General features: G+C 68.8%; 25 protein-coding genes and 9 tRNA genes. 3 read left to right on the top strand and 31 right to left on the bottom strand.

The window, feature by feature from the left end:
• Window positions 1-33 precede the first annotated feature (33 nt).
• The 3 genes from ACESMR_RS02420 to ACESMR_RS02410 all read right to left on the bottom strand — a co-directional run bounded on the left by ACESMR_RS02420 (window position 34) and on the right by ACESMR_RS02410 (window position 2148).
• Entirely contained in the window at window positions 34-1002 is a 969-nt protein-coding gene (locus ACESMR_RS02420; protein ID WP_373044747.1) for an HAD family hydrolase, read from the bottom strand.
• Window positions 986-1801 carry a 2'-5' RNA ligase family protein gene (locus ACESMR_RS02415; protein ID WP_373044745.1) on the bottom strand — a complete coding sequence of 272 codons (816 nt, stop codon included), beginning with the start codon at window positions 1799-1801 and terminating at the stop codon, window positions 986-988. The genes ACESMR_RS02420 and ACESMR_RS02415 overlap by 17 nt, the downstream gene beginning before the upstream one ends.
• Before the next feature lie 270 nt (window positions 1802-2071).
• Window positions 2072-2148: transfer RNA gene (locus ACESMR_RS02410), tRNA-Asp, on the bottom strand.
• A gap of 177 nt (window positions 2149-2325) precedes the next feature.
• Here ACESMR_RS02410 and ACESMR_RS02405 point away from each other — a divergent pair.
• On the top strand, window positions 2326-3129 hold the full coding sequence (locus ACESMR_RS02405) for a hypothetical protein (protein ID WP_373044743.1): 804 nt from the start codon (window positions 2326-2328) through the stop codon (window positions 3127-3129).
• A 41-nt stretch (window positions 3130-3170) separates the two neighbouring features.
• Here the strand turns inward: ACESMR_RS02405 and ACESMR_RS02400 are convergent, their stop codons facing one another.
• From ACESMR_RS02400 to ACESMR_RS02330, 15 genes are all read right to left on the bottom strand, one after another.
• Entirely contained in the window at window positions 3171-4130 is a 960-nt protein-coding gene (locus ACESMR_RS02400; RefSeq protein ID WP_373044741.1) for an MYXO-CTERM sorting domain-containing protein, read from the bottom strand.
• 185 nt (window positions 4131-4315) lie between these two features.
• A tRNA-Asp gene (locus ACESMR_RS02395) sits at window positions 4316-4392 on the bottom strand.
• 85 nt (window positions 4393-4477) lie between these two features.
• On the bottom strand, window positions 4478-4936 hold the full coding sequence (locus ACESMR_RS02390) for a hypothetical protein (protein ID WP_373044740.1): 459 nt from the start codon (window positions 4934-4936) through the stop codon (window positions 4478-4480).
• 651 nt (window positions 4937-5587) lie between these two features.
• Window positions 5588-5664, bottom strand: a tRNA-Asp gene (locus ACESMR_RS02385).
• Between the two features lie 8 nt (window positions 5665-5672).
• A tRNA-Val gene (locus ACESMR_RS02380) sits at window positions 5673-5749 on the bottom strand.
• Between the two features lie 99 nt (window positions 5750-5848).
• On the bottom strand, window positions 5849-8293 hold the full coding sequence (gene lon, locus ACESMR_RS02375; protein ID WP_373044739.1) for an endopeptidase La: 2445 nt from the start codon (window positions 8291-8293) through the stop codon (window positions 5849-5851).
• Window positions 8294-8518: 225 nt separating this feature from the next.
• Window positions 8519-9820, bottom strand: a complete 1302-nt coding sequence (gene clpX, locus ACESMR_RS02370) for an ATP-dependent Clp protease ATP-binding subunit ClpX (protein WP_373044737.1) — start codon at window positions 9818-9820, stop codon at window positions 8519-8521.
• A gap of 78 nt (window positions 9821-9898) precedes the next feature.
• Window positions 9899-10513, bottom strand: coding sequence for an ATP-dependent Clp endopeptidase proteolytic subunit ClpP (gene clpP, locus ACESMR_RS02365; RefSeq protein WP_373044735.1), 615 nt, complete (start codon window positions 10511-10513; stop codon window positions 9899-9901).
• Window positions 10514-10600: 87 nt separating this feature from the next.
• Window positions 10601-11887 carry a trigger factor gene (tig, locus tag ACESMR_RS02360; RefSeq protein ID WP_373044733.1) on the bottom strand — a complete coding sequence of 429 codons (1287 nt, stop codon included), beginning with the start codon at window positions 11885-11887 and terminating at the stop codon, window positions 10601-10603.
• A 243-nt stretch (window positions 11888-12130) separates the two neighbouring features.
• Window positions 12131-12937, bottom strand: coding sequence for a prolipoprotein diacylglyceryl transferase (locus ACESMR_RS02355; protein ID WP_373044731.1), 807 nt, complete (start codon window positions 12935-12937; stop codon window positions 12131-12133).
• Window positions 12938-13025: 88 nt separating this feature from the next.
• Window positions 13026-13110 (bottom strand) — tRNA-Leu (locus ACESMR_RS02350).
• A gap of 133 nt (window positions 13111-13243) precedes the next feature.
• Window positions 13244-13319, bottom strand: a tRNA-Lys gene (locus ACESMR_RS02345).
• Between the two features lie 171 nt (window positions 13320-13490).
• Window positions 13491-13566 (bottom strand) — tRNA-His (locus tag ACESMR_RS02340).
• A gap of 22 nt (window positions 13567-13588) precedes the next feature.
• Window positions 13589-13665, bottom strand: a tRNA-Arg gene (locus ACESMR_RS02335).
• 47 nt (window positions 13666-13712) lie between these two features.
• Window positions 13713-13789: transfer RNA gene (locus ACESMR_RS02330), tRNA-Pro, on the bottom strand.
• Between the two features lie 125 nt (window positions 13790-13914).
• Between ACESMR_RS02330 and ACESMR_RS02325 the strand changes: the two genes are divergently transcribed.
• The gene (locus ACESMR_RS02325) at window positions 13915-14787 is read left to right on the top strand and encodes a DNA-methyltransferase (RefSeq protein WP_373044730.1); all 873 of its coding nucleotides are present in this window, start codon (window positions 13915-13917) and stop codon (window positions 14785-14787) included.
• Between the two features lie 77 nt (window positions 14788-14864).
• Window positions 14865-15041: a hypothetical protein gene (locus ACESMR_RS02320; RefSeq protein ID WP_373044728.1), complete on the top strand. Its 177-nt coding sequence runs from the start codon at window positions 14865-14867 to the stop codon at window positions 15039-15041.
• A 133-nt stretch (window positions 15042-15174) separates the two neighbouring features.
• On the opposite strand, the gene rdgB is transcribed toward ACESMR_RS02320, so the two are convergent.
• The 13 genes from rdgB to rpsI all read right to left on the bottom strand — a co-directional run bounded on the left by rdgB (window position 15175) and on the right by rpsI (window position 25502).
• The gene (rdgB, locus tag ACESMR_RS02315; RefSeq protein WP_373044727.1) at window positions 15175-15804 is read right to left on the bottom strand and encodes an RdgB/HAM1 family non-canonical purine NTP pyrophosphatase; all 630 of its coding nucleotides are present in this window, start codon (window positions 15802-15804) and stop codon (window positions 15175-15177) included.
• A complete protein-coding gene (locus tag ACESMR_RS02310) occupies window positions 15801-16271 on the bottom strand; it encodes a hypothetical protein (protein ID WP_373044725.1) in 471 nt (156 codons plus the stop codon). Before ACESMR_RS02310 ends, rdgB begins: the two co-directional genes overlap by 4 nt.
• Window positions 16268-16984 carry a ribonuclease PH gene (rph, locus tag ACESMR_RS02305; RefSeq protein WP_373044723.1) on the bottom strand — a complete coding sequence of 239 codons (717 nt, stop codon included), beginning with the start codon at window positions 16982-16984 and terminating at the stop codon, window positions 16268-16270. The genes ACESMR_RS02310 and rph overlap by 4 nt, the downstream gene beginning before the upstream one ends.
• Before the next feature lie 116 nt (window positions 16985-17100).
• Complete coding sequence (locus ACESMR_RS02300; RefSeq protein WP_373044721.1) at window positions 17101-17928, bottom strand: N-acetylmuramoyl-L-alanine amidase; 828 nt, start codon at window positions 17926-17928, stop codon at window positions 17101-17103.
• Window positions 17929-17976: 48 nt separating this feature from the next.
• Window positions 17977-19005, bottom strand: a complete 1029-nt coding sequence (selD, locus tag ACESMR_RS02295; protein ID WP_373044719.1) for a selenide, water dikinase SelD — start codon at window positions 19003-19005, stop codon at window positions 17977-17979.
• Window positions 19006-19013: 8 nt separating this feature from the next.
• Entirely contained in the window at window positions 19014-19931 is a 918-nt protein-coding gene (locus ACESMR_RS02290) for a DUF4388 domain-containing protein (protein ID WP_373044717.1), read from the bottom strand.
• Window positions 19932-20038: 107 nt separating this feature from the next.
• Window positions 20039-20638 (bottom strand): hypothetical protein, encoded by a 600-nt coding sequence (locus tag ACESMR_RS02285; RefSeq protein ID WP_373044716.1) that lies wholly within the window; start codon window positions 20636-20638, stop codon window positions 20039-20041.
• Window positions 20635-21426, bottom strand: coding sequence for an outer membrane protein assembly factor BamD (locus ACESMR_RS02280; protein WP_373044714.1), 792 nt, complete (start codon window positions 21424-21426; stop codon window positions 20635-20637). Before ACESMR_RS02280 ends, ACESMR_RS02285 begins: the two co-directional genes overlap by 4 nt.
• Before the next feature lie 12 nt (window positions 21427-21438).
• On the bottom strand, window positions 21439-22047 hold the full coding sequence (locus ACESMR_RS02275) for a regulatory protein RecX (protein WP_373044712.1): 609 nt from the start codon (window positions 22045-22047) through the stop codon (window positions 21439-21441).
• Complete coding sequence (locus tag ACESMR_RS02270) at window positions 22047-23312, bottom strand: type IV pilus twitching motility protein PilT (RefSeq protein ID WP_373044710.1); 1266 nt, start codon at window positions 23310-23312, stop codon at window positions 22047-22049. The genes ACESMR_RS02275 and ACESMR_RS02270 overlap by 1 nt, the downstream gene beginning before the upstream one ends.
• Before the next feature lie 115 nt (window positions 23313-23427).
• Window positions 23428-24375: a helix-turn-helix transcriptional regulator gene (locus tag ACESMR_RS02265; RefSeq protein ID WP_373044709.1), complete on the bottom strand. Its 948-nt coding sequence runs from the start codon at window positions 24373-24375 to the stop codon at window positions 23428-23430.
• Complete coding sequence (locus ACESMR_RS02260; protein ID WP_373044708.1) at window positions 24372-24776, bottom strand: helix-turn-helix transcriptional regulator; 405 nt, start codon at window positions 24774-24776, stop codon at window positions 24372-24374. Before ACESMR_RS02260 ends, ACESMR_RS02265 begins: the two co-directional genes overlap by 4 nt.
• A 330-nt stretch (window positions 24777-25106) precedes the next feature.
• On the bottom strand, window positions 25107-25502 hold the full coding sequence (rpsI, locus tag ACESMR_RS02255) for a 30S ribosomal protein S9 (protein WP_373044706.1): 396 nt from the start codon (window positions 25500-25502) through the stop codon (window positions 25107-25109).
• Window positions 25503-25508: the final 6 nt, after the last annotated feature.

The following is a 25508-nucleotide window of genomic DNA, read 5'->3' as shown; positions in this document are numbered from 1 at the left end:
GCGGGCACGGCCCTGCAGAACAGCCCCCGAGGCTCAACCGTGAACTCGGTGGAACATTGCGTTCCAGTCCTGCTTCATGTCCACGACGAGCCAGCCGCGCCTGGGTGCCTCCTCGAGGGCTTCGACGAGCTTGCCGCTGCTCTGCGTCTCGGCGTCATAGGCATATTCGCGAACGTCGTCGGTATGGTGGAGGATCAGGCCGAGACCAGGGCCCGGGTTGTTGCGGGTGGTGTATTGCAACATCGCGTGATCGCCGTCGCTGTTCCCCGCGCAGACCGTGGGTCGCCGGCCGATGAATTGATGAATGCCGGATGGCTTGCCCTGCCCGTCATTCACGAAAAGATAATCGAGTGTCTTTGTCAGCACCGGCCCGCTTTCTCGTAGCTCGAATTTCGTCCGTGCTGTCGAACCGACCACCTGCTCCGGTGGTATGCCGTACACGCGCTCCACCCAAACGCGCATGAAGTCTGCGCCGCCACCGGAGACAATGAAATTCTTGAAGCCATTTGCCCGCAGATAGCGCAGGAGTTCCTGCATCGGTTGGTAGGTGAGTTCGTCGTAGGGCCTCCCAAATCGCGGGTGCTTCGCCGACTTGAACCACGCCTCTACGGCGTCGCGAAACTCGTCGACCGTCATGCCTGCATGGGTGAGCGCCAACACCTGCATCAGGCCATCGAGGTGATCGCCTTGCAGGAGCTTTTCGAGGTCTCCGGACAAGGCGGCTTGCACCATGGGATCCGAAGCGAGCCTGGGCTCGGTGCGGGTGCATCGCTTCAGCTCGTCGATGGCAAAGGCTGCCTGAAACGGCATCGGCTTCTCGGGCCAGAGCGTGCCGTCGTTGTCGAACACGGCAATGCGGTCCGACTGTGGCAAGAAATCGGTCGATCCTCGAGTCGTCACCCTGGCGACGAACACGAGGACCCCACGTTTGGCAGGACCATCGTTCCAGGAGGGGAGCGGATCAACAGCGGTGGAGGCCATGGAGTTAGCGGTGGAGGCCATGGAGTTTTGTTTGTGCGACCCCGTAATCCCCCAGCTGGTAGAGGCTCACGGATACGGGCCGGATGATGAAGGGCTCGAATGGCTCCACTTGCAAGGCGTTCAGGAACGCACGGGTACCGATGCCGACGGTGAGATGCGGGTGATAGTTCGTGCCGGTATGGGGGCCGACGAAGTTCTTCACGTACTCCACTGTCGGCTGGCTGATCGCCCCGCCGTCAGGGCGGGGCGCAAAGGCCGCGCCTGTCCCCTTCTCCACGGCGAACGGGGCGACGGCGTCGATGACCTTCTGCTGTAGTCGACGCAATTCCTGGGTCGGTTCGATGACGATTCCCAGCAAACCGAGATTCTCGTGAGCCAGGTCATAGTAGCCAGTCGCCTTGCATTCCCATTTCGCCGCCTGCTCTGAACGCAGCACTCCAGCCACGGCATTGGCTAGCTCGCCGAGCTCCGCCGCCCGCACGAACCGTTGGAGAATGGTGATGTGCGGCGCGTGATTGGCATCGAGGGCGAAGCCTGCCGGATAGTCCTCCAGCAGCCGAGCGTTCGTTGCCCGTGCTTTTGCAATCGTGGCGGCATCTGGCTCGAGCAGCACGTTGATCGCGGCCACGGTCGTGTCTGGTCTCATTTCCTGGAAGTTGGTGACGACATCCAGTGGCTGCATCCACGCGCCGCGTGGTCCGCCGGTCTCATGCAGATCGTAGAGACGAAGGATGTGCCTGTTGGCCTGCAGGGCGAGGCGCTCACGGGTACATACATCTACGACCGCCAGTACCCGGAACTTCCGGCCATCACCTCGCACGACTCGGCTTCCGGGACCGCCGCCTCCACGACCTGCGCACCGCGCGAGGCTGGGTGCCGCGCTGCCGGGAGATGGCGAAGCTCGAGGTGGAGCTGCGGGAGGGGACGGTGCTGGCCTTGCCGATGCGGGCGACAGCCGCGAGCGGCCCCGAACCGGCCACCGCCGGGCCCGACGACGAAGGCGCTATCTACCGCACTCTCTTCCACCGCTTTTCCCGGGCCGCAGATAAGCGAAAGCCCCGTAGGTCCGAAGACCTACGGGGCTTCCAGGTGGCGCGGTGTACGGGACTCGAACCCGTGGCCTCCGGCGTGACAGGCCGGCGTTATAACCGACTTAACTAACACCGCACATGCTGTTCCATCACTGGAACGGCGGGCGTTGTAGCGAACATTCCGGGCGCTGTAAAGGCGCAAGAACGCACCGCCCCGCACGAGATGCCGCTTCCTGGAGAGGCCCCGTCGACCCGCCCGGGGAGAAGCCGCCCGGCCCTGCGGCCCCCATGGTGGCGCCGGAGGTATCCGCCGATGCTCCTGCGACCGCTCGCCCTGGGGGCGCTGCTCTGCGCCGCCCTGCCCGCCCGCGCCGCCTCGCCCCTCGAGGAAGCGATCTTCGAGCTCGAGGACGGGCCCTTCTACGTGCTGCTCAACGAGGGCACCTACGGCGTCGAGGGAACGACCTACGACGCCGCCGACGTGAACCAGCAGGAGAACCTCTTCTACTCGTTCCGCCTCTCGCTCGAGCTGCGGCCCTGGGAGCGCCACGGGCTCGTCCTGCTCTGGGCGCCGCTGCCGATCGACACCACCGCCACCCTCGACGAGTCGATCAACTTCCGGGGAACGCTCTTCGAAGCAGGAGAGACGGTAGAGAGCGCCTACTCCTTCGACGGCTACCGCGGCACGTACCTCTACCGCCTGGTCGATGGCGACGCCTTCACCTGGGACGTCGGCGGCGCGCTGCAGATCCGCAACGCCTACGTCTCCCTGCGGAGCGGCGACGGGGCGACCTACGCGCAGCGCAGCGACATCGGGATCGTGCCTGCGGTGGCCACCCGGATCTTCTGGTGGCCAGCGCCCTCGTTCTACACGCACCTCGAGGCGACCGGCCTGTCGAGCTTCGGGATCGGCGACGCGGATGGCGGGCTCTACGACGTGGCGCTCTCGATCGGCCTGCCGCTCGACGAGCGCAACGACGCATCGATCTTCCTGCGCACCCGCGTCTACGGCGGCGGCGTCGATCTCTCCGATGACACCGTCGAGACGTGGGCCTCGTTCCTCTTCCTCACCGCCGGCGTGCGCGCCGATCTGGTGGGGCTGATCGACCGGCTCTGAAACGGGCGCGCGGCAGCACCGCGCGCCCGTCTTCCAACGCCTCAGCCGCGGCGGCGACGCAGCAGACCGAGGGTCGCGAGCGGCAGCAGCGAGACCGCGCCGGCGCCTGCGGCGTTGCAGCCCAGCGGCGCCTCCTCGTCCTCGAGGTCGTCGTCGCCGGCAGCCTGCTCCGGTGCACCGACGCCGCCGTTGTCCTCTCCCCTGGTGCCGCCGCCGCCGTACTCGCCACCGCCGACGTGCGACATCATCGCCTCGAGCTGCGCATCCCAGCCCGCAGGCAGGCAGACGCTCTCGGCCGCGTAGGTCGAATCGTCCTCGCACGGCCTGCAGGTGCAGTCGCCCTCGTCGGTGCCGCCCGTGCCGCCGTCGCCGCCGGTCTCGTCGTCGCCGCCGCGCTCGCCGGTGCCGCCGCTGGAGACGCATTCGCAGATCTCGCAGCTGCCGTCGGAGGAGCCGCCGTAGCCGAGGTCGGTGCAGCTCCAGCCGTTCGTGCAATCCGCGTCGCTCTCACAGGCGTCGAGCGGCGGCAGGCAATAGCCGCCGGTCACCACGCAGTCGACCTCGTCCGGCACGTCGTCGCAGTCGCAGGGCGGACACTCCTCGCCTGCGGGGCAGCCGGGGCAGGCGCAGCCGCCACCGCCGCTGCACTCCTCCTGCGCCTGGCAGACGAAGCCCGCCGTGGTGCAGTCCGCATCGGCGGTGCAGCTCTGCGGCCGGAAAACGCAATGCTGCGCCGACGTCGTCGTGCAGTCCGGACCGCCGCCGCCCTGCTCGCGCCCGCCGCAATCACAGGGCTCGCAGACGGTGTCGGGCTCGCAGGGGGCGCACTCGCAATCGACCGGCGTGTCGTAGCAGGGGATGTCGACCGTCTCGCAGGCGAAGGCGAGCGGGCAGTCCGCCGTGGAGCTGCAGGTGGTGCCGACGAGCATCTCCTCCGCGTGCGCCGCGAACGGCAACAGCACCAGGGCGGAGAGCGCGAAAGGAAGCAGACGAAGCAACATGGCGAACCCCCTCGGGGCCGGCGCTCGACGGAGCGTTGCCGGCGATCGAGGGGAGCCTACCGCAGCGGGAAGGCACCGGGCAGTCCCTGCCCCGACTTGCCGTATTCGAGGCGGGATACGAAGGCGCGACTTCACTGCCGGAAAAAGAAAAACCCCGCTGGCAGCTACCAGCGGGGTTCTCCATTTGGCGCGGTGTACGGGACTCGAACCCGTGGCCTCCGGCGTGACAGGCCGGCGTTATAACCGACTTAACTAACACCGCACAAAGCCGTTCCGTTGCCGGAACGACGCGCTTTGTAGCCAACAACACCAGCGCTGTAAAGCCCTTTTCGCTCGTACAACAGCGGTCAGCGCTCGGGGATGAGTCCCCGCTCGGCGGCCTCCTGGCTGGCCGCCGCCGAGAGGAAGCGGAAGCCATCCGCGTCGAAGACCGACAAACCTTCGAGCCGAGCCGCCGCACGGACAGCCGATCGGGAAGCCCGGTAGACAGCACGAAGGTCCTCAATGCTGGGACGATGGCGTGAGACGAAGCTCCCCCGCAGAAGTCGCAGCATCTTCATCGGCTCCCCGTCGTGGATCTGGGGATCGAAGCCGTTGAGATCGCTCAAGGTCCTCGTTAGCCGGTAGCGCACCTCCTCGAAGATGAGGAATTGGTGCGTGCGCTTCTCCTTCCTGAGCGAATAGGCGAGGCCGAGCTCGAAAGGCATGTTGAAGCGGGCCTCGCGTCTACGTGTGCTTCCCTGGACACGGCTCAGGTCGTGGATCGAGTACTGCGACTCACCGAGAAGGCGGTAGATCCGGTTCAAGCGCCCTTCTCCGGACTCCACAATCTCCATAGCGCAACGCGGGATGCAGCCGAGCGCGATCAGGCCCGAGACGAGTGCGGTGAAAAGTCGCTCATACGCTGAGTCAAATGGCACATGAGAAAGACGTTCGGGCCCTCGGGCGCTGTTCGCTGACGTCCCATGCAGGCCTAGCGTAGCAGCCACGTGAACGTTTGTCCCGTACACCTAGTCGCGGACCGATGCGGACGTAGTGGTGCGCTTAGGACCCGCGACTCGTCTGCGACTGCTTGTCGCCCCTTCGGCGGCAGAGCGTTTGGCGCTCGTAGCGGCAACCTTCCTGGTGCGGACCCGCTCGAGGAGCTTGCGGTCTGAGGCGGTCACACCGAGCGCTCGCTGAATCGCAGCGGCGGACGCCCGCCGGATCAGGAAGGCCTTCGCTCGCGCTCCGTCGCGACTCGCACTCTTTCTCGCCGTGCTTGCCATAGGCTTCGAAGATAACACCAGCCGCTATCTCGAGGCCATGTGCCAAGAGAGAAACGGCGGCAGGGGCCCCGACCTCCCGAGCGACCTGCAGAGCCGAGGCAGAACGGGCCCGTCGAGCGTGAACCTCGCTCCCCGCCCGCCGCAGAAAAACGAAAGCCCCGTAGATCCAAGACCTACGGGGCTTCCATGTGGCGCGGTGTACGGGACTCGAACCCGTGGCCTCCGGCGTGACAGGCCGGCGTTATAACCGACTTAACTAACACCGCACAAAAGCTGGTGGGCGCAGTAGGTTTCGAACCTACGACCCTCGCCGTGTAAAGACGATGCTCTAACCAGCTGAGCTATGCGCCCGGTCAAAGGTGGCGCTTTCTACCGCGCCGCTCGCCTCTCCGTCAAACCGAAACACGCCGCCGCGGAGCCGGCCAAACCGGCCCCGCGGCAGCGAAGGGATCAGGCGCCAATCACCGGCTCGGAGGCGACGTCCTGCTCGGCGGGGACACGCGCGCCCCCGTCCTCCACCGGCATCGGCCGGAAGAACTCGTCCGGCTTGTCTAGCACCAGGGCGTGGCGGAGCACCTGGTCCATGTGCTCGACCGGGATGATCTGCAGCATCTTGCGGACCGCGTAGGGGATCTCCCGCACGTCCTTCTCGTTCTCCGACGGGATCAGGATGGTCTTGATGCCGCCGCGGTAGGCGGCCATCGCCTTCTCCTTGAGACCGCCGATGGGCAGCACGCGGCCGCGCAGGGTGATCTCGCCGGTCATGGCGATGTCCTTGCGCACCGGCACCTTGGTGCACGCCGAGATGAGCGCGGTGGCCATGGTGATGCCCGCAGACGGACCGTCCTTCGGGATGGCGCCTTCCGGCACGTGGATGTGCAGGTCGGTCATGTCGAAGAACTTCCGGTCGATGCCGAATACCGGGGCGCGGGAGCGCACGTAGCTCATCGCCGCCTGCGCCGACTCCTGCATCACCTCACCGAGCTTGCCGGTGATGATGAGCTTGCCCTTGCCCGGGAAGGCGGTCACCTCGGTGACGAGGAGCTCGCCGCCCAGCTCGGTCCAGGCGAGGCCGGTGACCAGGCCTACCTGGTCGTGGGCCTCGGCCATGCCGTGCTTGAAGCGCTGGGGCCCGAGGTACTTCGGGACCATCTTCGAGGAGACGACGAACTTCTTCTCCTTGCCCACCTTGAGCACGCGGCGGGCGATCTTGCGGGCGACCGCGTTGACCTCCTGCTCCAGCTTCCGGACGCCGGCTTCGCGCGTGTAGTGGTGGATGAGGGCGAGCAGGCCCTGGCGGGTGAACTTCACGTCCACGCCGTCGAGACCGTTCTGCTCGAGCGCCTTCGGAACCAGGTAGCGATCGGCGATGTGGAGCTTCTCGCGGTCGGTGTAGCCGGCGAGGCGGATCACCTCCATGCGGTCGAGCAGCGGCCCGGGGATCCCGTGCAGCGTGTTCGCGGTGCAGATGAACATCACCTTCGACAGGTCGTAGTCGACGTCGAGGTAGTGGTCGCCGAAGGTGGCGTTCTGCTCGGGGTCGAGGACCTCGAGGAGCGCCGCCGACGGATCGCCGCGGAAGTCGGTCGACATCTTGTCGATCTCGTCGAGGAGGAAGACCGGGTTGTTCGAACCCGCCTTCTTCATCGACTGGATCAGCTTGCCGGGCATCGCGCCGATGTAGGTCCGGCGGTGGCCGCGGATCTCGGCCTCGTCGCGCACGCCGCCGAGGGAGAGGCGCACGAATTTGCGGCCGGTGGCCTTGGCGATCGACTTGCCGAGCGAGGTCTTGCCGACGCCGGGAGGACCGACGAGGCAGAGGACCGGGCCCTTGATCTTGCCCACGAGCTGCTGCACCGCGAGGTACTCGAGGATGCGCTCCTTGGGCTTCTTCAGGCCGTAGTGATCGGCGTCGAGAACCTGCTTCGCCTCGCCGATGTCGAGCTTGTCCTTGGTCTGGTCGTACCAGGGCAGCGTCAGGATCCAATCGATGTAGTTGCGGACGACGGTGGCCTCGGCGCTCATCGGGCTCATCATCTTGAGCTTCTTGAGCTCGCGCTTGACCTTGACCGTCGCCTCCTTCGACATCTTCTTGTTCTTGATCCGCTCCTCGAGCTCCTGCACCTCGTTCTTGAACTCGTCCCGCTCCCCGAGTTCCTTCTGAATGGCCTGCATCTGCTCATTCAGGTAGTACTCCTTCTGCGTCTTCTCCATCTGCTTCTTGACGCGGGTGCGGATCTTCTTCTCGACCTGCAGGATCTCGATCTCGCCCTGCATCAGCTCGTAGAGCTTCTCGAGGCGCTTCGCTGCCGACTCGGTCTCCAGGATCGACTGCTTGTCGTTCAGCTTGAGCGAGAGGTGGGCGACGATGGTGTCGGAGAGCCGGCCCGGATCGTCGATCGAGGCCACCGAGACCAGCATCTCGGGCGGGATGCGCTTGTTGAGCTTGACGTACGCCTCGAAGGTCGAGTGCACGGAGCGGATGAGCGCTTCGAGCTCGACGGAGCGCTCGGAGATCTCCTCGACCTCCTCCGCCTCGGCGAGGAAGAAGCTCTCGGTCTGCTGGTAGCGCCGGACGCGGGCGCGCTTCTTGCCCTCGACGAGGACCTTCACAGTGCCGTCGGGCAGGCGCAGGAGCTGGATGATCGTCCCCAGCGTACCGACCTCGAAGATGTCCTCGGGGGCGGGATCGTTGGTCTTGGCCTTCTTCTGCGCGGCAAGGAGGATCTCCTTGTCGTGGGCCATGGCCTCTTCGAGGGCGCTGATGGACTTCTCACGCCCCACGAAGAGCGGGACGACCATGTGGGGGAAGACGATGATGTCCCGCAGCGGGAGCAGCGGAACGAGGCGCGTCTTCGCCGGGCCACCCTTCTTGTCGTCTTTGCCGAAGAACATGTGCTCTAGGACCTCTCGGGCTGGCGGTGGGCTCCGGGCTTGCCGGCGCCCCCCCTTCATGCGGACTGCTTGCTTCGAACCTCAGGAGAACAGGCCCTCTGGTGACAACCTTCCCCGTGCGCCCTCGAAGCGGGCCGGGCCGAAACGAAACCGGCCGGCGGCCTGGCTGCAGAACGAAGCAGCAAGGGCGCCGGCCGAAGCTCGACCGGGAAACCAACGCCCCGGCTACGCCGATTCGGCCTTCTGCTGCTCGTAGATGATCAGCGGCTTCTCCTTCTTCGCGATCACGTCTTCACCGATGACGACCTCCCTCGCAGTCTTCTGAGAAGGAATGTCGTACATCACGTCGAGCATGGCACCCTCGACCACCGAGCGCAGGCCACGGGCACCGGCCTTGTTGCGCAGCGCTTCCCTGGCGATGGCATGGAGGGCGCCCTCGGTGAACTTGAGGTTCACGCCGTCCATCTCGAGCAGCTTCTTGTACTGCTTGACCAGGGCGTTCTTCGGCTCGGTGAGGATCTGCACCAGCGCCGGCTCGTCGAGCTCCTCGAGGGTGGCGGTGACGGGCAGACGGCCGATGAACTCGGGGATCAGGCCGAATTTGAGCAGGTCCTGCGGCTGCGCGTCGCGCAGCAGCTCGGTCTGGTTCTTCTCCTGCTTGCTCTTCACCTCGGCGCCGAAGCCCATGCTCCTGCCGCCCTGCCGCTGCTCGACGATCTTGTCGAGGCCGTGGAAGGCGCCGCCGCAGATGAAGAGGATGTTCGAGGTGTCGACCTGCAGGAATTCCTGCTGCGGGTGCTTGCGGCCGCCCTTGGGCGGGACGTTGGCGACCGTGCCCTCGATGAGCTTGAGCAGCGCCTGCTGCACGCCCTCGCCGGAGACGTCGCGGGTGATCGACGGGTTCTCGCTCTTGCGGGCGATCTTGTCGATCTCGTCGATGTAGACGATGCCCTTCTGCGCCCGCTCGATGTCGTGGTCGGCGGCCTGCAGCAGGTTGACGATGATGTTCTCGACGTCCTCGCCGACGTAGCCCGCCTCGGTGAGGGTGGTGGCGTCGGCGATGGTGAAGGGAACGTTCAGCAGCCGGGCGAGCGTCTGGGCGAGCAGCGTCTTGCCGGAGCCCGTGGGGCCGAGCAGGAGGATGTTCGACTTCTGGAGCTCGACGTCGTCCGCAGAGGTGGCGTTCCCCTTCTGCTCGATCCGCTTGTAGTGGTTGTGCACCGCCACGGAGAGGATCTTCTTGGCCCGATCCTGGCCGATCACGTACTCGTCGAGGACCGTCTTGATCTCGCTGGGCCGCGGAATGCGGATCTTCTTGTCCTTCCGCTCCTCGTGCTCGATCTCCTCCGCGATGATGTCGTTGCAGAGACCGATGCACTCGTCGCAGATGTAGACCGTCGGCCCTGCGATGAGCTTCTTGACCTCCTTCTGGGACTTGCCGCAGAAGGAGCAGCAGAGCGTGTGGCTGTCGCGCCTGTCCAAAACCACCTCTCCCGGCTTCCAGGGTCTATCCCCGGCACATGCCATTGAGGGTAACAACCGGGGGGAGGCCAGTCCATCCAACCGGAGGTACCGTCCTCCCGCCCGCTCGAATGCCCCGAAGGCCTACTTGCCTTCCTTGCCGGGCGGAACGTGGTGGCGGACGTAGACCTGGTCGATCAGGCCGTATTCCTTGGCCTCGCCGGCGCCCATGAAGTAGTCGCGGTCGGTGTCCTTCTCGATCCGCTCGATGGGCTGCTTGGTGTGGTGGACGAGGATCTCGTTCAGCTTCTGCTTCAGCCGGAGGATCTCCTTGGCCTGGATGTCGATGTCCGTGGCCTGGCCGGAGAAGCCGCCCATCGGCTGGTGGATCATGATCCGGGCGTGGGGGAGCGCGTAGCGCTTGCCGTCGGCGCCGGCAGAGAGGAGCAGCGCGCCCATCGAGGCGGCCTGGCCCATGCAGATCGTGGAAACCGCCGGCTTCACGTACTGCATGGTGTCGTAGATCGCGAGGCCCGCGGTCACCGAGCCACCCGGCGAGTTGATGTAGAGGTTGATGTCCTTGTCCGGGTCCTCGGACTCCAGGAAGAGGAGCTGGGCGATGATGACGTTCGCCACGTCGTCGTCCACGGGGGTCCCGAGGAAGATGATCCGGTCCTTCAGCAGGCGCGAATAGATGTCGTAGGAGCGTTCGCCGCGGTGCGTCTGCTCGACCACGAACGGCATCGGGATGTAGCTCATTTGCTCTCCTCCAGGGGCGGCCCGGCGCCTCGGAGGGCGCCGGGGGGCGGACTCGAATCTCCTGCTCGGGTAGGACCGTGCAGAAGACTAGCCGGTAACCTTCGCCTCGCGCTGCAGGAGCGCAACCGTCTTTTCTTCACGCAGACGGTTCTTGAGCGCGTTCATCTCGGCGGCGTCCTTCTCGAAGTGGGCCCGGACCTTCGCCTCGGGCATGTTCACCTCGGTGGCCAGCTTCGCGTAGTGGTCGGCGAGGTCGGAGTCGGAGACCTCGACGCCCTCCTGCCCGGCGATGGCCTCGAGCAGCAGCGCCGCCTTGACCTCCTGGGTCGCCTTCTCGCGCAGATCCTCGCGGATCTTGCGGAAATCGAGCCCCATCTGGCGGATGTCGAGCCCCTGGCGCTGGAAGCGCTCGGCGGCGCCGGCGACCATCATGTCGATGCCGCGCTCGACGAGGGCCTTGGGCACCTCGATCGGATTCTTCTCGACCAGCGCCTTGAGCAGGCCTTCGCGGTTCTCGCGGTCGGCGCGCTGCTTCTCGGCGGTGTCGAGCCCCTCGCGGATCTTCGCCTTGAGCTCGTCGAGGGTCTTGGCCTCGCCGCCGAGATCCTTGGCGAGCTCGTCGTCGAGGGCCGGGACGTCGCGCCGCTTCAGGCTCTTCAGGGTGAGCTTGAAGGTGGCGGCCTTCCCGCGGACCTTCTCGTCCTGGTAGTCGGGCGGGAACTCGACGGTGGCGTCGACGGTCTCGCCCACGTTCTTGCCGGCGAGCATCGGGGCGCTGCCCTCGAGGAGCGAGCCCTCGTCGACCTTGACCGTGACGTCGGTGCCCTTGCCACCCTCGATCGACTCCTCGCCGAGGAAGCCCTCGTGATCGATGATCGCGTAATCACCCACCTGGGCGGTCTGGCGGTCCTCGATGGGCTGGAGCTGGGCGAGGCTCTCCTGGATGCGGGCGAGCTCGTCGTTCACCATCTCGTCGGTGACCTTCGGCTCGGTGCCCGTGTACTCCAGGCCCTTGTAATCCTTCGCGGTGACCTCGGGCTTCACCTCGACGCGGGCCTCGTACTTGAACGGCTTGCCCTGCTCGAGGCGCTCGGGGGAGACCACCGGCTGCGCCACGGGGAAGAGGTCCTGCTCGTCCACCGCCTCGCGCCAGGTGTGCTCGACGAGGTGCTGCACCACGTCCTGCTCGACCTGGTCCTTGTAGCGGGCCTCGAGGATCCGGCGGGGCACCTTGCCCTGGCGGAAGCCGGGCACGCGCACGCTGCGGGAGAGCCCCCGGTAGGCGCGCTCGAGCTCGTTGGAGACGCGGTCGGCATCGACCTCGATCAGGAGCTTCTTCTCGACCGGGGAGACGGTCTCGACATTGACCTTCATCAGCCAAACCCTCGTAGCAGTATCGGAGGAGGAGTTAAAAGAAGCCGCCGAATAGACGCCGCCCTTCGGGAAGTCAAGCAGGCCGGCGGGCTCTCCCCCACCCCGCGGAAAGCGCGGTGAACGGTCGCCACCCTACCCCAGCGGCGGAAGGAGTACCCCCGCTTTCGCCGCGCCCCGGATCGAAAAAGGCGCCGCGGTCCGCGGGGACCTTCGGCGCCTTCGTCTTGTGCAGGCCGGGGCGGGTCAGGCCGCTGCGGCGCTTTCCTGCTCTGCCCGCCGCTCCACCGTCATCGCGGGGAGGTTGCGCGAGCGCACCAGCAGCCAGGTGCCGATCCCCACGAGGAGGAAGGCGGTGTACTGCGCGGGGGTGAGCCCGGCGATGCGCCCGTCGGAGAAGGGCAGATCGGTGGCCCGGAGGAAGTCCATGAAGAAGCGCGGCACCGCGTAGGCGATGGCGAGCACCCCCATGAGGAAGCCCTCGGGGCGCGGCTTCCTGGCGAGCAGCCAGAGCACGCCGGCGATGGCGAAGAGGAGCACCGCCTCGTAGAGGCCAAGGTCGTGGCGGGCGCCGCCCGGGAAGGCCACGGCCAGGGGGAAGTCGGTGAGCGTGCCCTTGTGATCGTGGGCGGCGAAGCAGCCCAGGCGGGCGATGCCCCAGCCCGGCGCGATGCCGAGGGCGAGGGCGTTCAAGGAGGGGATCAGCCGCCACCGCTTCCAGCGGAAGAAGAGCACGATGGTGATCAGGCCGCCGAGCACGCCGCCCATCGAGGAGAGGCCGTCCCAGACCTTGAGCAGCGAGGTCCAACCCTCGGTGGCGAGGATCTCCGGGTGGTAGCCGAGGACGTGGACGAGGTGGCCGCCGATCACGCCGCCGACCACCATCCAGGGGGCCGCCTCGACGATGGGCAGGTCGTCGCCGGGGCCGATGGTCCGCGCGGCCTTCGCCGCGAGGCGGGCGCCCACGTAGATGCCCAGCGCGGCGAGGGCGCCGAAGGCGTGGAGCTCGAGGGGGCCGAGGGAGAGGGGCGGAACTTCGAAGTAGGGGATCATCGGTGGCCCAACCACAGCAGGGATCGGTCCATTCCGGCTGCCGCAGCCGGGAGGCGCGCCCGGAGGCCGCCTCGGCGATCGATCGATATGGTGGGCAGGGAGGGACTCGAACCCTCACGCCTTGCGACACTGGCTCCTAAGACCAGCGCGTCTACCAATTCCGCCACCTGCCCCTTGCGGCGCTCCATAGAACGACCCGACGCTGCCGTCAAAGGTCTCGTGCGAGGAAACGCCCGGGTACCGGGAAGGTTCCCGGCGGCGCAAAAAAGAAAACCCCCTGCAGTTGCCTGCAGGGGGTTTCCAAAGTGGTGAGTGCGGAAGGAATCGAACCTTCAACCTATGGATTAAGAGTCCATTGCTCTGCCAATTGAGCTACGCACCCGACTTTTCTCAGCTTTTCTCGGCGACGCTGTTTCCGTCCCGAACGAGGTGGCGGTTTAGTCGAAGCGGCTCTTGGAGTCAACCGCTTTTTTCCGCCCTGCCTCGAAGCTGCCTTCTTCTCGTTGCGTCCGGTTTCCCGGCACGCGGCCGCTGCTTCCGGCCTTCTGCAAAATGGGGTGAGCGATGGGGCTCGAACCCACAACCCCCGGAGTCACAGTCCAGTGCTCTGCCAGTTGAGCTACGCTCACCACAAACTTCGATATTCTATTTTGGCGCGCCAGGAAGGAATCGAACCCTCGACCTACGGCTTAGAAGGCCGCTGCTCTATCCAACTGAGCTACTGGCGCTCAACTTCCGCACCGGGCCCCGTGGGACCCTTGGCGTTTGCTGCAAATGGTCGGGGCGAGAGGATTCGAACCTCCGACACCCTGCTCCCAAAGCAGGTGCGCTACCAGGCTGCGCCACACCCCGCGAAAGCGGCGGCTGATGTAGCGCAGAGCCGCGATCGAGGCAAGCGCTATTCACCCTCGGGTCGTTGAAACGCCGATCGCCGGGTTGCGATTCCCCCCTTGCCCCTTCGTGTAGAGTGCGCCGCCATGTCCGGACACGAAGGCTGCGGCCAGGTCATCCACGGCGAGAATCTGGCGGTGCTGCGCGAGCTGCCCGACGGCTGCGCGCAGCTGGTCTACGTCGATCCGCCCTTCAACACCGGCCAGAAGCAGAAGCGCGAGGTGCTGCGGACCGTGCGTGATCCCGAAGGGGATCGCACCGGCTTCGGCGGCGTGCGCTACCGCACCGAGAAGCTCTCCTCCGCCTCCTACGGCGACCGCTTCGACGACTACCTGGGCTTCCTCGAGCCGCGACTGCGGGAGGCGCGGCGGCTGCTCGCCCCGAGCGGCTCGCTCTACGTGCACCTCGACTACCGCGAGGTGCACTACGTGAAGGTGCTCCTCGACGGGATCTTCGGGCGGGACTGCTTCGTGAACGAGATCGTCTGGGCCTACGACTACGGCGCCCGGTCGAAGAAGCGCTGGCCCGCCAAGCACGACAACATCCTCTTCTACGCGAAGGAGCCCGCCGGCTACTTCTTCGACATCGAGGCGGTGGACCGAATCCCCTACCTGGCGCCCGGGCTGGTGGGACCGGAGAAGGCGGCCCGGGGCAAGCTCCCCACCGACACCTGGTGGCACACCATCGTCAGCCCCACGGGCAGGGAGAAGACGGGTTATCCCACGCAGAAGCCGGTGGGGATCCTCGAGCGGATCGTGCGGGCCTCCTCGCGCCCCGGGGACCTGGTGATCGATTTCTTCGCGGGAAGCGGCACCACCGGCGAGGCGGCGCTCCGCCACGGCAGGCGCTTCCTCCTCGTGGACGAGAACCCCGCGGCGATCGAGGTGATGCGCAGGCGCTTCGCCCCCAGCGGGGACGAGGTCCGCTTCCTCGTGCACGGGCAGGGCGCCCCCGCGTGACGCTTCACCGGCCGAGCGAACGGTGCACAGCTTCTTCGTGCGGCGAGCAAAAAGTGCCGCGAAAAGGAGCGTGGGGGATGGCTGCGAAGCACAAGGGGAAGAGGCCGGACGAGCTGCGCCGCGAAGCGCAGCGGGAGACCGAGGGGCGCAACATGGAGCAGGGCCGTGACGTCTCGCGGGGCGAGCCGGTCAGGCCGGGCGGCGGGATCAGCGAGGAAGGTGGGCAGCGGCCCGGCGAGCGCCGGAACCGCTAGCGCGTAGCCTGTGATCGCCTCCGGCGTGGGGAACCACGCCGGAGGCGAGAAGTGCCGGGGGGCCCGCGCCGGAGGCGAGAAGTACCCGGGGGGCCCGCGCCGGAGGCGAGAAGTACCCGGGGGAAGAGCGCTCCTACGCCTCGTGGGGGCCTGCTTCGTTCCCGAGCAGCGCCTCGAGCACCGGCCGCATCGCCTGCATCGCCCTGCCCCGGTGGCTCTGCCGGTGCTTCTCCTCGGTGGAGAGCTCGGCGGAGGTCTTCCCCTGCGATGGCAGGAGGAAGAGCGGGTCGTAGCCGAAGCCGTTGGCGCCCCGGGGCGAGAAGGCCACCTGCCCGGGCCAGCGCCCCTCCACCTCGCGGGTGGTGCCGTCGGGGAAGGCGAGGCAGAGCGCGCAGTGGAACGAGGCGCCCCGCAACGCCGCGGGCACGTCGCGCAGCGCCCGGAGGAGCTTCTCGTTGTTGCGCGCGTCGCGATCCGGCACCGGCTCCTCGCCGGAGTAGCGGGCGCTGTAGACGCCCGGCGCGCCGCCGAGGGCGTCGACGCAGAGCCCCGAATCGTCGGCGATGGTGGGGATCCCGAAGGCCGTGGCGAAGGCGAGCGCCTTCTTCCGCGCGTTCGCGGCGAAGGTGGCGCCGTCCTCCTCCACCTCGGGGAGCTCCTTGCCCAGCGACGCCGGCGAGACCACCTCCACCGTCAGCCCCTGCGCCAGCTCCTGCAGCTCGGCCAGCTTCTTCTTGTTGCCGGAGGCGACCAGCAGCTTCACGCTTCGTTCTCCTCGGCCAGGGTCGTCTCCGCGGCGCGGCGCTCCCAGCGCTGCGGGCCGCCCTTGCGCGGCGGCCGGAGCCCGGCGCTCCTGGCGATCTCCGAGGCGGCGCGGGACGGATCCGCCAGCAGCTCCTCGTGGCGCCTGCCGCCTTCGCGCAGGATCACGAGGCGATCCCCCGCCACCTCGATCGCCTCGATCCGCTCCAGGGGCACGCCGGTGGTGCCGAACCACACGGCGCTCTTGCCCAGGGTGACCGGCCGGATCCCCACCACCAGGCGGCGCAGCCCCAGCACCAGCAGGAGCGCGCCGGCAGCGCCGAAGATCAGCAGCAGCGAGCTGCGGTCGGGACGGAAGCGCAGGGCGACGAGGGAGCCCACGAAGAGCAGCAGCCCCAGGCCCACGGTGCTCAGGTTGCGGCGGATGGTCTGGTGCCGCCGCTCCGGTGCGAGGGCGAAGCGGCTCATCCCTCGAGCGCCTTGCGCTGCGCCTCGACGAGGCGGCCGATCCCCTCGAGGCCGAGATCGACGAGCTGGTCGAGGGTGCCGCGGGCGAAGGGCTTGCCCTCCGCGGTGCCCTGCACCTCGATGATCTCGCCGGCGGCGTTGGCGACCACGTTCATGTCGACCTCGGCGGTGGAGTCCTCGTCGTAGTCGAGGTCGAGCATCGGGGTGCCGTTGATCACGCCGACCGAGACCGCCGCCACCGGGGCGAGCAGCGGGTCCTTCTTGATCTTCCCGTCGGCGCGGAGCTTGCGCACCGCCAGGGCCAGCGCCACGTACGCGCCGGTGATCGCAGCGGTGCGGGTGCCGCCGTCCGCCTGGATCACGTCGCAGTCGAGGGTGAGGGTCATGGTGCCGAGCCGTGTGGTGTCGGTGGCGGCACGGAGCGAGCGGCCGATGAGCCGCTGGATCTCGAGGGTGCGCCCGCCCTGCTTGCCGCGGGCCGCCTCGCGGCCGCTGCGGGTGTGGGTGGCGCGCGGGAGCATCCCGTACTCGGCGGTGACCCAGCCGCGGCCGCTCTCCTTGAGGTGGAAGGGCACCTTCTCCTCCACCGAGGCGGTGACGATCACCCGGGTGTCGCCGAAGGCGACCAGGGCCGAACCCTCGGGGTGGCGCAGGTAGTGGGGGATGATTTCGACGTTGCGGAGATCCCGCGGGCCGCGGCCGCTCTTGCGCATCTCTTCTCCGGGAGCGAGGCCTCTTCGCTCGAAGCGCCGGCCGCTGGGATGCGGGCGGCTTGGGTCTCGGAAGGGCCGGACCCTACCCGATCCGCTCCGGAGATGGAGCCGTCTTTCTACGGCTGGAGCGCAGCGGCGCCAGGCTTGCCGCCCAGGGTGGAGCGGGCCTGCTTCTGGAGCACGTCGCGGCGGAAGCGCTCGATGCCGCGGGCCACGGCCCGGGCGATCCGCTCCTGCTGCTCGGCGTCGGCGAGGCGCCTGGCCTCGGTGCGGTGGGAGATGTAGCCGACCTCGAGGAGGACCGCCGGCATCTGCGCGCCCTCGAGCACGAAGAAGGGCGCCTGGCGCACGCCGCGATCGTGGCCTCCGGTGCCTTTGACGATCGCCTCGTGGAGGACGTAGGCGAGCTGCGACGAATTGACGTGCGCTTCGGAGCGGGCGAGGTCGGCGAGGATCATTCCCACCGCGCCCAGCTCCTTCGGCGCGTTCGCCGCTGCGTCGTCGCTGTTCTCCTTCTGCGCCACCGCTGCTGCAGCCTCGTCGGTGGCGTCGGGGGAGAGGAAGTAGGTCTCGATGCCGCTCGTGCGGGCCCGCGCCTCGGCGGTGGGCATCGAGTTGGCGTGCACGCTGACGAAGAGATCGGCGCCGCGCTCGTTGGCGAGCTGGATCCGCGGCCCGAGGTCGAGGCCGGTGTCGTCGCGGCGGGTGAGGATGACCTCGTGGCCCGCCTCGCGGAGCGCCGCCTCGAGGCGCAGGGAGATCGCCAGGGCGACCTCCTTCTCCTTGAGGCCGCCGGGGCCGATCGCCCCGTCCTTGTCGCCGCCGTGCCCCGGATCGACCACCACCACCAGCGAGCCGTCCGGGCGCGCCGCGGCGGCGTCCAGGGGCGCTGCGAGCGCCGCTGCGGCGAGGGCCAGGGTGGTGAAGATGCGGCGGATCCTCATGGCGGCGGGCACCATAACACGGGCTTTTCCCACGTCGAAGAAGCCGCCCTACGCCACCCGGATCCGCACCGGACCCGGGGCCAGCTCGCCGATGGCGGCTGCGGTCGGGAGCGCCGCGAGCACCGCCCTGAGCTTGCGCGGCGGCACCGCGGCGAGGAGGCCGCCGTTGGTCTGGGCGTCGGCGAGGAGGAGCCGCGTCGCCTCGTCCACGCCGGCGCCGAAGCGCGCCCACTTCGCATAGAAGGCGAGGTTGGCCCTGGTGCCGCCGGGAACGACGCCCTCCGCCGCGAGCCTGCGCGCAGCAGGGAGGAAGGGCACGGCTGCAGCGTCGATCCGGGCGCCGACCCTGCTGGCGGCGCAGACGTTCTTCAGGTGGCCGAGGAGCCCGAAGCCGGTGACGTCGGTGAGGGCGGTGCAGACGGGCGCCAGCACCTCGGCGCCGGCGCGGTTCAAGGTGCGCATCAGCTTCGTCACCTCGCGGGCCTCGCGGGCGGTGGCGAGGCCCCGCTTGATCCCGGTGGTGACCACGCCGGTGCCGAGGGGCTTGGTGAGGACGAGCACGTCCCCCGCCCTGCCGCCTGCGTTGGAGCGCACCTTCTTCGGATGGACGATGCCGGTGACGGCGAGGCCGAATTTCGGCTCCTTGTCGTCGATGGAGTGGCCGCCGACGATGGGCGCCTTCGCCTCCCGCGCCACGTCGCAGGCGCCGGCGAGGATCCGGTGGAGCACGTCGAGGGGCAGGTCGTCCCGGGGGAAGCCCACGATCGAGAGGGCGAAGAGCGGCCGTGCGCCCATCGCGTAGACGTCGCTGAAGGCGTTGGCTGCGGCGATCCGGCCGAAGTCCCGCGGGTCGTCGACGATCGGCGTGAAGAAATCGACCGTGCTCACCAGCGCGGTCTTCGCGTCGAGACGGTACACGGCCGCGTCGTCGCTCGTGCGGCTACCCACGAGGACCCGGGGATCGTCGATCATCGGAAGGCGGCGCAGGACCTGCGCCAGCTCCGCCGGGCGGAGCTTGCAGGCTCACCCGGCGCCGTGGCTGTAGCGGGTGAGCCGGAGCTTCTCGGCGTCGGGCATCTTCGCTCTCAGGCGCGGCGGACGACGTTGGCGTCGATCAGCTTCTTGAGTACCGCGGCGATCTCGAGGTCGCTGCCGGGCGCCTTGTCGAGGACGCCGCCGACGGAGCCCTCCTCGAGGACCAGCTGCACCACGTCGAGGAGCTCGCCTTCGAGCTCGCGCAGGGGCCGGGCCATCGGCACGTGGAGCGCGAGGTTGGTCTCGCGGGAGGGCAGCTCGAGGCGCTTCATCTCGTCGAGCTGGCGCATCGCCTCCATGAGCAGCGATTCGGTGCTGTCCTCGAGCTCGACGAGGAAGTCGGTCTCCTCGGGACGGGCGAGTTCGAAGGTGCCGCTGTCCCAGGTGACGATCCGGTAGAAGGACTTCTCGGGGCCGACGTCGTGGTTCTCGTCGATCACCGCGTAGAAGACCTTGCCCTGGCGCAGGTAGATCCGGCCCTGGCGTCCCGCCGAGGTGACGATCAGCACGCCGGTCTTGTGGGAGGCGCCGAAGAGCTGGAGCAGATCGGGGATCGAGACCTCGTCGATCCGGCCGCTCATCACGCCGCTGCCGGCGAAGTGGGTGGCGTGGCCCATGCCGCTCTTCATCGCCTGGGCGTCGATCGACCGGGCGCCGTCGCCCTGCACCACGAGCTTCAGGATCGAGGTGCCGATGAGGATGCGGTCGCCCTCCTTCAGCTCCAGCTCGTCGACCCGCTGGCCGTTGACGAAGGTGCCGTTGGTGGAGCCGAGGTCGGCGATGACCACCTTGCCGCCGGAGGAGACGAGCCGCGCGTGCTTGCGGCTGACCATGTCCTCGACGAGGACCATGTCGAGATCGGCGGATCGGCCGACGACGATCTCCTTGTCGGCCTTCAGGGGAAATTCGCCGCCCTGGTATTTGCCGGAGATGAACTTGAGCGCGTACGCCTTGCTGCCTGTGCCCACGGTCTTTCCTCGGCGCGCGGTTCGCTGCACGTGTACTTGGAAGAGGCGCCAGACTACCCCCTTGCCGCGACGCGCTGCAATGGGGACAGGGCCTCACATCTCCGGCGTCAGGGCAGGCCGGAGACCAGCCGCCAGCTCCCCTGCTCGTGGCGCAGGATAAGCTGCCGCTGCCCGGCGCCCGGGGCCGCCTCGCCGACCATCGCCTCGTCGCGATCGATCCGGATGAACCAGCCGGCGACGGGCCGCGCCGCTGCAGCCTGCAGATCGGCCCTGGCGATCTGCTGGCGCGCGTCGGGGACGGCGAGCGATGCGAGCCGCTCCCGATCCCCCGCCTCCAGGGCGGCGCGCCGCTGCAGGAGCACCTCGAGCAGCGCCACGAGCCGCGGCGCCGGCGGGCCCTCGAGGGCACACCTGCCGGCGCAGGCCACCACGAAACGCTCGTCGCCCACGTAGGAGACGGGCATGCCGTCGAGGCGCCCCTCGAGCGAGATCCGGGCGAAGCCGCGGAGCTTACCCTCCCCGAGCGGCGCGGTGGTGACCGAGATCGCGGTGAGCCGCCCCGGCGGCACGTCGAGGGTGGCGCCGTCCAGCGGCAGGGAGAACCCCTCCGCCGCCGCAGCGGCGACCGCCTCCCTGGCGCGGGTGTCGGGGCTCTGCAGCTGGCTGCATCCAGCGAGCGCGAAGAGAACGAGGAGGAGACGGATCACGGCTGGCCGCGGAGCTCCTGCATCAACTCCCGCGCCCGCTCCACCCCGCTGCCGTCCGGGTGGCGATCGAGGTAGCGCTGCAGCGCCGCGAGGGCCTCCTCGGGCTTCTCGAGCTTGCGGAGCGCGTCGACGAGCTTGAAGGTCGCCTCTGCGTCGTAGCCCACGCTCGGATAGGTGCGGAGCAGGTATTCGTAACGGGAGGCGGCGCCCTGCCACTTGTCGCGGCTGGCGTAGAAGTCGCCGACGTAGAGCTCGTGCCGCGCGAGGATCCGCAGCGATTCCTCGAGGAGTTCACGGGCCCGCGGCACGTGTTTGCTCTCGGGATAGGCGGTGAGGAAATCCTCGAGCGTGGTGCGGGCGGCGCGGGCCTCGGTGGTGTCGCGCTGGCTCGGCGGCGGGAAGATGAAGAAGTCGGAGGGGATCGCCCGGTAGTGGGACTCGCCGATCCGGAACGCCGCCCAGTCCGCTTCGGGATGGGAGGGGTGGAGCTTGAGGAAGTTCTTGAAGACGTCGATCGCCGCCAGGTACTGGCCGCGCTCGAACTCCGCGTCGCCCACCCGCAGCTCCGCCAGCGCTGCATAGGAGGCGTAGGGGAAGCGATTGCGGACCGCCTCGAAGGTGGCGATCGCCTGCATGTAGTCGCCCGACTCGAGCTGCTCGAGGCCCTCCTCGTACATCTGCTGGGCGCTGTCGCGGTAGGAGACGGGCGCGACCTCGCCGTCGGAGGCGCAGCCGGAGAGACCGATGCAGAGGGCGGCCAGGAGCGTGGCCGCGAGGCGGGTGCACATGGCGGCGATCCCCTACACGTCCGAAGAATCCGGGTCAAACGATCCGGCGCGCTCGCAGGCGGCCCGCACCGCGCCGGGGGAGAACCCCCTGCCTGCAAGCCACCGGGCGAGCCGCGCCTGCTCCTTGCGGTCGAGGGCGGCGAAGGCCCTGCCCTTGAGGCGCTTCTCCAGAGCGGCCCGGGCCAGCTCCCGCTCGTCCTCGCCGATCCCCGCGCTCGTGCCCTGCCGGGCGGCCTCGCCGCGAACCCCCGCCTGCGAGAGCTTCACGGCGATCGCCCGCGGGCCGAAGCCGCGCCTGGCGAGGCTGCCGGCACGGGCCCTGGCGAAGGCGGCGTCGTCCAGGTAGCGGAGCTCGCCGAGCCGCTCGATCACCCGATCGATGGTCGCTGGCGCCGCCTCGGCGCGGGCGAGGCGCCGGCGCACCTCCGCCTCGCTGCGGGGCCGCGCGGCGATGTAGGCGAAGGAGAGCTCGAGGGCGGGCTCGTAGCGATCGCCCAGGGGCTCGCGCTTCTTGCGCTCCCGCCGTGCGGGGCCGGCCCCGGCCGCAGCAGGGCGCCGCCGCTGGGCCACGCCGTCGCCGGCGTAGCTCGAACGGCGGCGGGGCCGCCGCTGCTCCTCCATCAGAAGCGCTCGATCTGGAAGTCGTCGTCGGCGGTGCCGCCGGGCTGCTGCGCGGGCTGCGCCGCGGGCCGGGCCTGGGGCGCGCGCTGCTGCATCTGGCCGTAGCCCGGCGGCACGGCGTTCTGCACCGGCATGGCGGGCTGCTGCGGCGGCCCGCCCGCGGCCTCGAAGGGATCCCACTTCGAGTCGGAGGTGGAGGCGATGCCCGAGAGGCGCAGTGCGAAGTCGTCCCGATTGGTCGACTGCCGCAGGGCCTCGTCGTAGGTGATCAGGTTGGCCTTGAGGAGCTGCATCAGCGACTGATCGAAGGTCTGCATCCCGTAGGAGAGATGGCCCTGGGCGATCGCGTCGTGGATCTCCTTGGTGCGGTCCTTGTCCTCGATCAGCTCGCGGACGCGCGAGGTGCAGAGCAGGACCTCCACCGCGGGGACGCGGCCGCGCCCGTCCGCCCTCGCGACGAGGCGCTGCGAGAGCACCGCCTTGAGGGTGGCGCCGAGCTGCAGGCGCACCTGCTTCTGCTGGTAGGGCGGAAAGACGGAGACGATGCGGTTGATCGTCTCGGTGGCGTCCAGGGTGTGGAGCGTCGAGAGCACGAGGTGGCCGGTCTCGGCTGCGGTGAGCGCCGTCTCGATCGTCTCGAGATCGCGCATCTCGCCCACGAGGATCACGTCCGGATCCTGCCGGAGCGCGCTCTTGAGCGCCTGCCCGAAGGAGACGGTGTCGACGCCGACCTCGCGCTGGTTCACGACCGACCGCTTGTCGCGGATGAGGAACTCGATCGGATCCTCGATGGTCATGACGTGGTTGGTCTCGTGCGTGTTGATGTGGTCGATCATCGCGGCGAGCGTGGTCGACTTGCCCGAACCGGTGGTGCCGGTGACGAGGATGAGGCCGCGCTCGCTCAGGGCGATCTTCTCGAGCACCTTCGGCAGCATCAGCTGCTCGATGCTCTGGATCCGGAAGGGGATCACGCGGAAGACGATGCCCGTGGTGCCGCGCTGCTGGAAGACGCTGACGCGGAAGCGCCCCAGGCCGGGTACGCCGTAGGCGAGGTCGCACTCGTTGAACTGCTTGTACCGCTCCTTCTGGAAGTCGTTCATGATCCCGAAGGCCATGCGGGCGATCTCCTCGGGCGGGAGACGCTGCGCGTCCTTCAAGGGCAGCAGGGCGCCGTCGACACGGAACATCGGCGGCAGCCCCGCCTTGAGGTGGATGTCCGATGCGCCGGCGCGCAGCGCTATCTGCAGGATCTCGTTGAGCTCCATCGACGACTCACTCCCAGAGGCATGGGATGGCGCAGTGTAACAGGTTGCCGCCGGCATACCAGTGCAGCGCCCTGTCACCGGACGCTGCACCGTCGAACGAGCCCGGGGCCCTGCTTCAGGCGCGGCGGGTGATCGCCCGCACCAGCGGCGGCGGCGGCGCGAGGCCGGCGACGCGGGCGACGAGGCCGTCGCGACCGTCGACGCCGAGCTTCTGGTAGAGCGCCCGGAGGTGGAGCTTCACGGTGTCGGGCGAGACGCCGAGGTCCTCGGCGATCTCCCGGTAGCTCATCCCCTCGGCGAGGCGGAGGCCGCAGGTGAGCTCCCGGGGCGTCACCTCGCCGTCGGAGAGGCTGCGCAGCATCGCCGCATTGGCGATCTCGCCCTGCACCACCGCGAGGACGTAGGCGCCGTCGCCGAGGGGCTGGAGGTGGAGCGTGCCCGGCAGGTCGAAGCCCTCCGCCTCGCACGCCGTGTCGCCGGTTGCGGGCAGGCGCTTGCGCAGCTGGGCGAAGAAGGCGAGGCGCTGCTCCGAGAGCAGGAAGGGCCTGCCGGCCCTGTCGCCGCCCAGCACCTTCCGCAGCAGCGGCGAGATGGCCACCGGCGCCCCGTTGCGATCGAGCAGCGCTGCGAGCCGCCCGTCCCTGGCGAGGAAGTGGATCGCCTCCATCGTCTCCGCAGCGATCGGCGGTGCGCGCAGGCAGGCGGCGAGGGCGTCGAGCGCCAGCGCGAGGGCCGCGGTGGCGGTGGGCAGATCGCCGCGCTCGAGGAGCAGATGGGCGCCGGCGGCCTCCGGCAAGGCCACCCGGAGCATCATCCGCCGGGCCCCTGTCCTGCGCCGCTCGCCGCAGAGCGTGGCGAGGCGCTGGGCCAGCTCGCCCCCGGTCCTGCCGGGGACGGGCATCGCGTCCCCGAAGAGCTCGGCGAGCGGACCGGGCTCGGCGCCCCCGCCGCAGCGGATCGGGGCCTCCAGGCCGAGGAGCCCCGCGGTGCAGGGCAGGAGCCACGCGGTGCGGGCGCCGAGGTGACGGCGGACGTTCTCCAGCTGTTCGCGCAGCACGCTCACGGCGAGGCCACCAGACGCGCGAGGATCTCCGCCCTGCCGCCGGCGTTCAGCTTCCGGTAGGCGTTGCGGAGGTGGACCTTCACCGTCTCCGGCCGCACGCCGAGCCGGCCGGCGATGGCGCCGTTCTCCGCTCCCTCGAGCGCCAGCGCGAGGCATTCGCCTTCCCTGCCGGAGAGCGAGGTGCGGTAGAGCCTGGCGACCCGGGCCCGGACCACCGCAGGGCCGAAGAGCTGGACCAGGACCAGCACCGAGCCGGTGAGGACCGAGGCGCGGCCGACGAGCCAGCCGTCGTCCAGCCAGGCGTCGCCGTCCGCCGCTGCGCGCACCGCGCAGTCGCCGAGGAAACCGCCGAGAAGCGGCTCGCGATCGGCGATCGCGGCGAAGAGCGGCGACGCGCTCACCACCCGTCCCGCCGGATCGACGAGCGCGGAAGGCTGCGTGCTGCTGCTGCAGATTGCGTCGAGAAGAGGCCCGCAGACTCTGTGCGCGGGCTGTGCCCCCAAGCGTGCCATGCTCCGTCCCCCCGGTCGAAGCTAGCGGGGGACTCTCTCCCCCCGTTAGGTAGGTGCCTTGTAGCGCGAGGTGCGACCACAGGGCAACCGGTAATCTTCACTCCAAGCGGATGCCCCAGGAACGGCACGAGGCCGCTCCCATCGGGAAGCGACCTCCTGCCTTCTCCCCACGGTCCCCGGAGGGACCATGGACATCCGAAGCCGGTGAAGGCCTTCGGACTAGCGCTTGGAGAACTGGAAGCGCTTGCGTGCACCCGGCTGACCGTACTTCTTGCGCTCGACGGCGCGGGGGTCACGGGTGATGAAGCCGGCCTTCTTCAGCACGGGGCGGAAGTCCGGGTTCAGCTTGGAGAGCGCACGGGCGAGGCCGTGGCGGATCGCGCCGGCCTGGCCGGTGAGGCCGCCACCGGCGACGTTCACGCGGACGTCGACCTTGTCGAGCTGCTCGACGACCTCGAGGGCCTGCCGCAGCACGAGCTTGGAGGTCGCACGACCGAAGTAGTCGTCGATGTCCCGGTTGTTGATCGTGATCTTGCCCTCACCGGGCCAAATCCAAACGCGCGCCACCGCTTCCTTGCGGCGGCCGGTCGCGTACATCTTCTCGACGCTGGCCATGGTTCG

Origin of the sequence: Vulgatibacter sp. (assembly GCF_041687135.1) — a bacterium.
In the GTDB taxonomy this organism is placed as follows: Bacteria; Myxococcota; Myxococcia; order Myxococcales; family Vulgatibacteraceae; genus JAWLCN01.
This window is presented reverse-complemented; position numbering and strand designations above follow the sequence as displayed.

Coding starts and splice junctions, on each gene's coding strand:
- ACESMR_RS02420 (WP_373044747.1), bottom strand. CDS start 1,002: ATGGCCTCCACCGCTAACTCCATGGCCTCCACCGCTGTTGATCCGCTC.
- ACESMR_RS02405 (WP_373044743.1), top strand. CDS start 2,326: ATGCTCCTGCGACCGCTCGCCCTGGGGGCGCTGCTCTGCGCCGCCCTG.
- ACESMR_RS02400 (WP_373044741.1), bottom strand. CDS start 4,130: ATGTTGCTTCGTCTGCTTCCTTTCGCGCTCTCCGCCCTGGTGCTGTTG.
- lon (WP_373044739.1), bottom strand. CDS start 8,293: ATGTTCTTCGGCAAAGACGACAAGAAGGGTGGCCCGGCGAAGACGCGC.
- clpX (WP_373044737.1), bottom strand. CDS start 9,820: ATGGCATGTGCCGGGGATAGACCCTGGAAGCCGGGAGAGGTGGTTTTG.
- clpP (WP_373044735.1), bottom strand. CDS start 10,513: ATGAGCTACATCCCGATGCCGTTCGTGGTCGAGCAGACGCACCGCGGC.
- tig (WP_373044733.1), bottom strand. CDS start 11,887: ATGAAGGTCAATGTCGAGACCGTCTCCCCGGTCGAGAAGAAGCTCCTG.
- ACESMR_RS02355 (WP_373044731.1), bottom strand. CDS start 12,937: ATGATCCCCTACTTCGAAGTTCCGCCCCTCTCCCTCGGCCCCCTCGAG.
- ACESMR_RS02325 (WP_373044730.1), top strand. CDS start 13,915: ATGTCCGGACACGAAGGCTGCGGCCAGGTCATCCACGGCGAGAATCTG.
- ACESMR_RS02320 (WP_373044728.1), top strand. CDS start 14,865: ATGGCTGCGAAGCACAAGGGGAAGAGGCCGGACGAGCTGCGCCGCGAA.
- ACESMR_RS02310 (WP_373044725.1), bottom strand. CDS start 16,271: ATGAGCCGCTTCGCCCTCGCACCGGAGCGGCGGCACCAGACCATCCGC.
- rph (WP_373044723.1), bottom strand. CDS start 16,984: ATGCGCAAGAGCGGCCGCGGCCCGCGGGATCTCCGCAACGTCGAAATC.
- ACESMR_RS02300 (WP_373044721.1), bottom strand. CDS start 17,928: ATGAGGATCCGCCGCATCTTCACCACCCTGGCCCTCGCCGCAGCGGCG.
- ACESMR_RS02280 (WP_373044714.1), bottom strand. CDS start 21,426: ATGTGCACCCGCCTCGCGGCCACGCTCCTGGCCGCCCTCTGCATCGGT.
- ACESMR_RS02275 (WP_373044712.1), bottom strand. CDS start 22,047: ATGGAGGAGCAGCGGCGGCCCCGCCGCCGTTCGAGCTACGCCGGCGAC.
- ACESMR_RS02270 (WP_373044710.1), bottom strand. CDS start 23,312: ATGGAGCTCAACGAGATCCTGCAGATAGCGCTGCGCGCCGGCGCATCG.
- rpsI (WP_373044706.1), bottom strand. CDS start 25,502: ATGGCCAGCGTCGAGAAGATGTACGCGACCGGCCGCCGCAAGGAAGCG.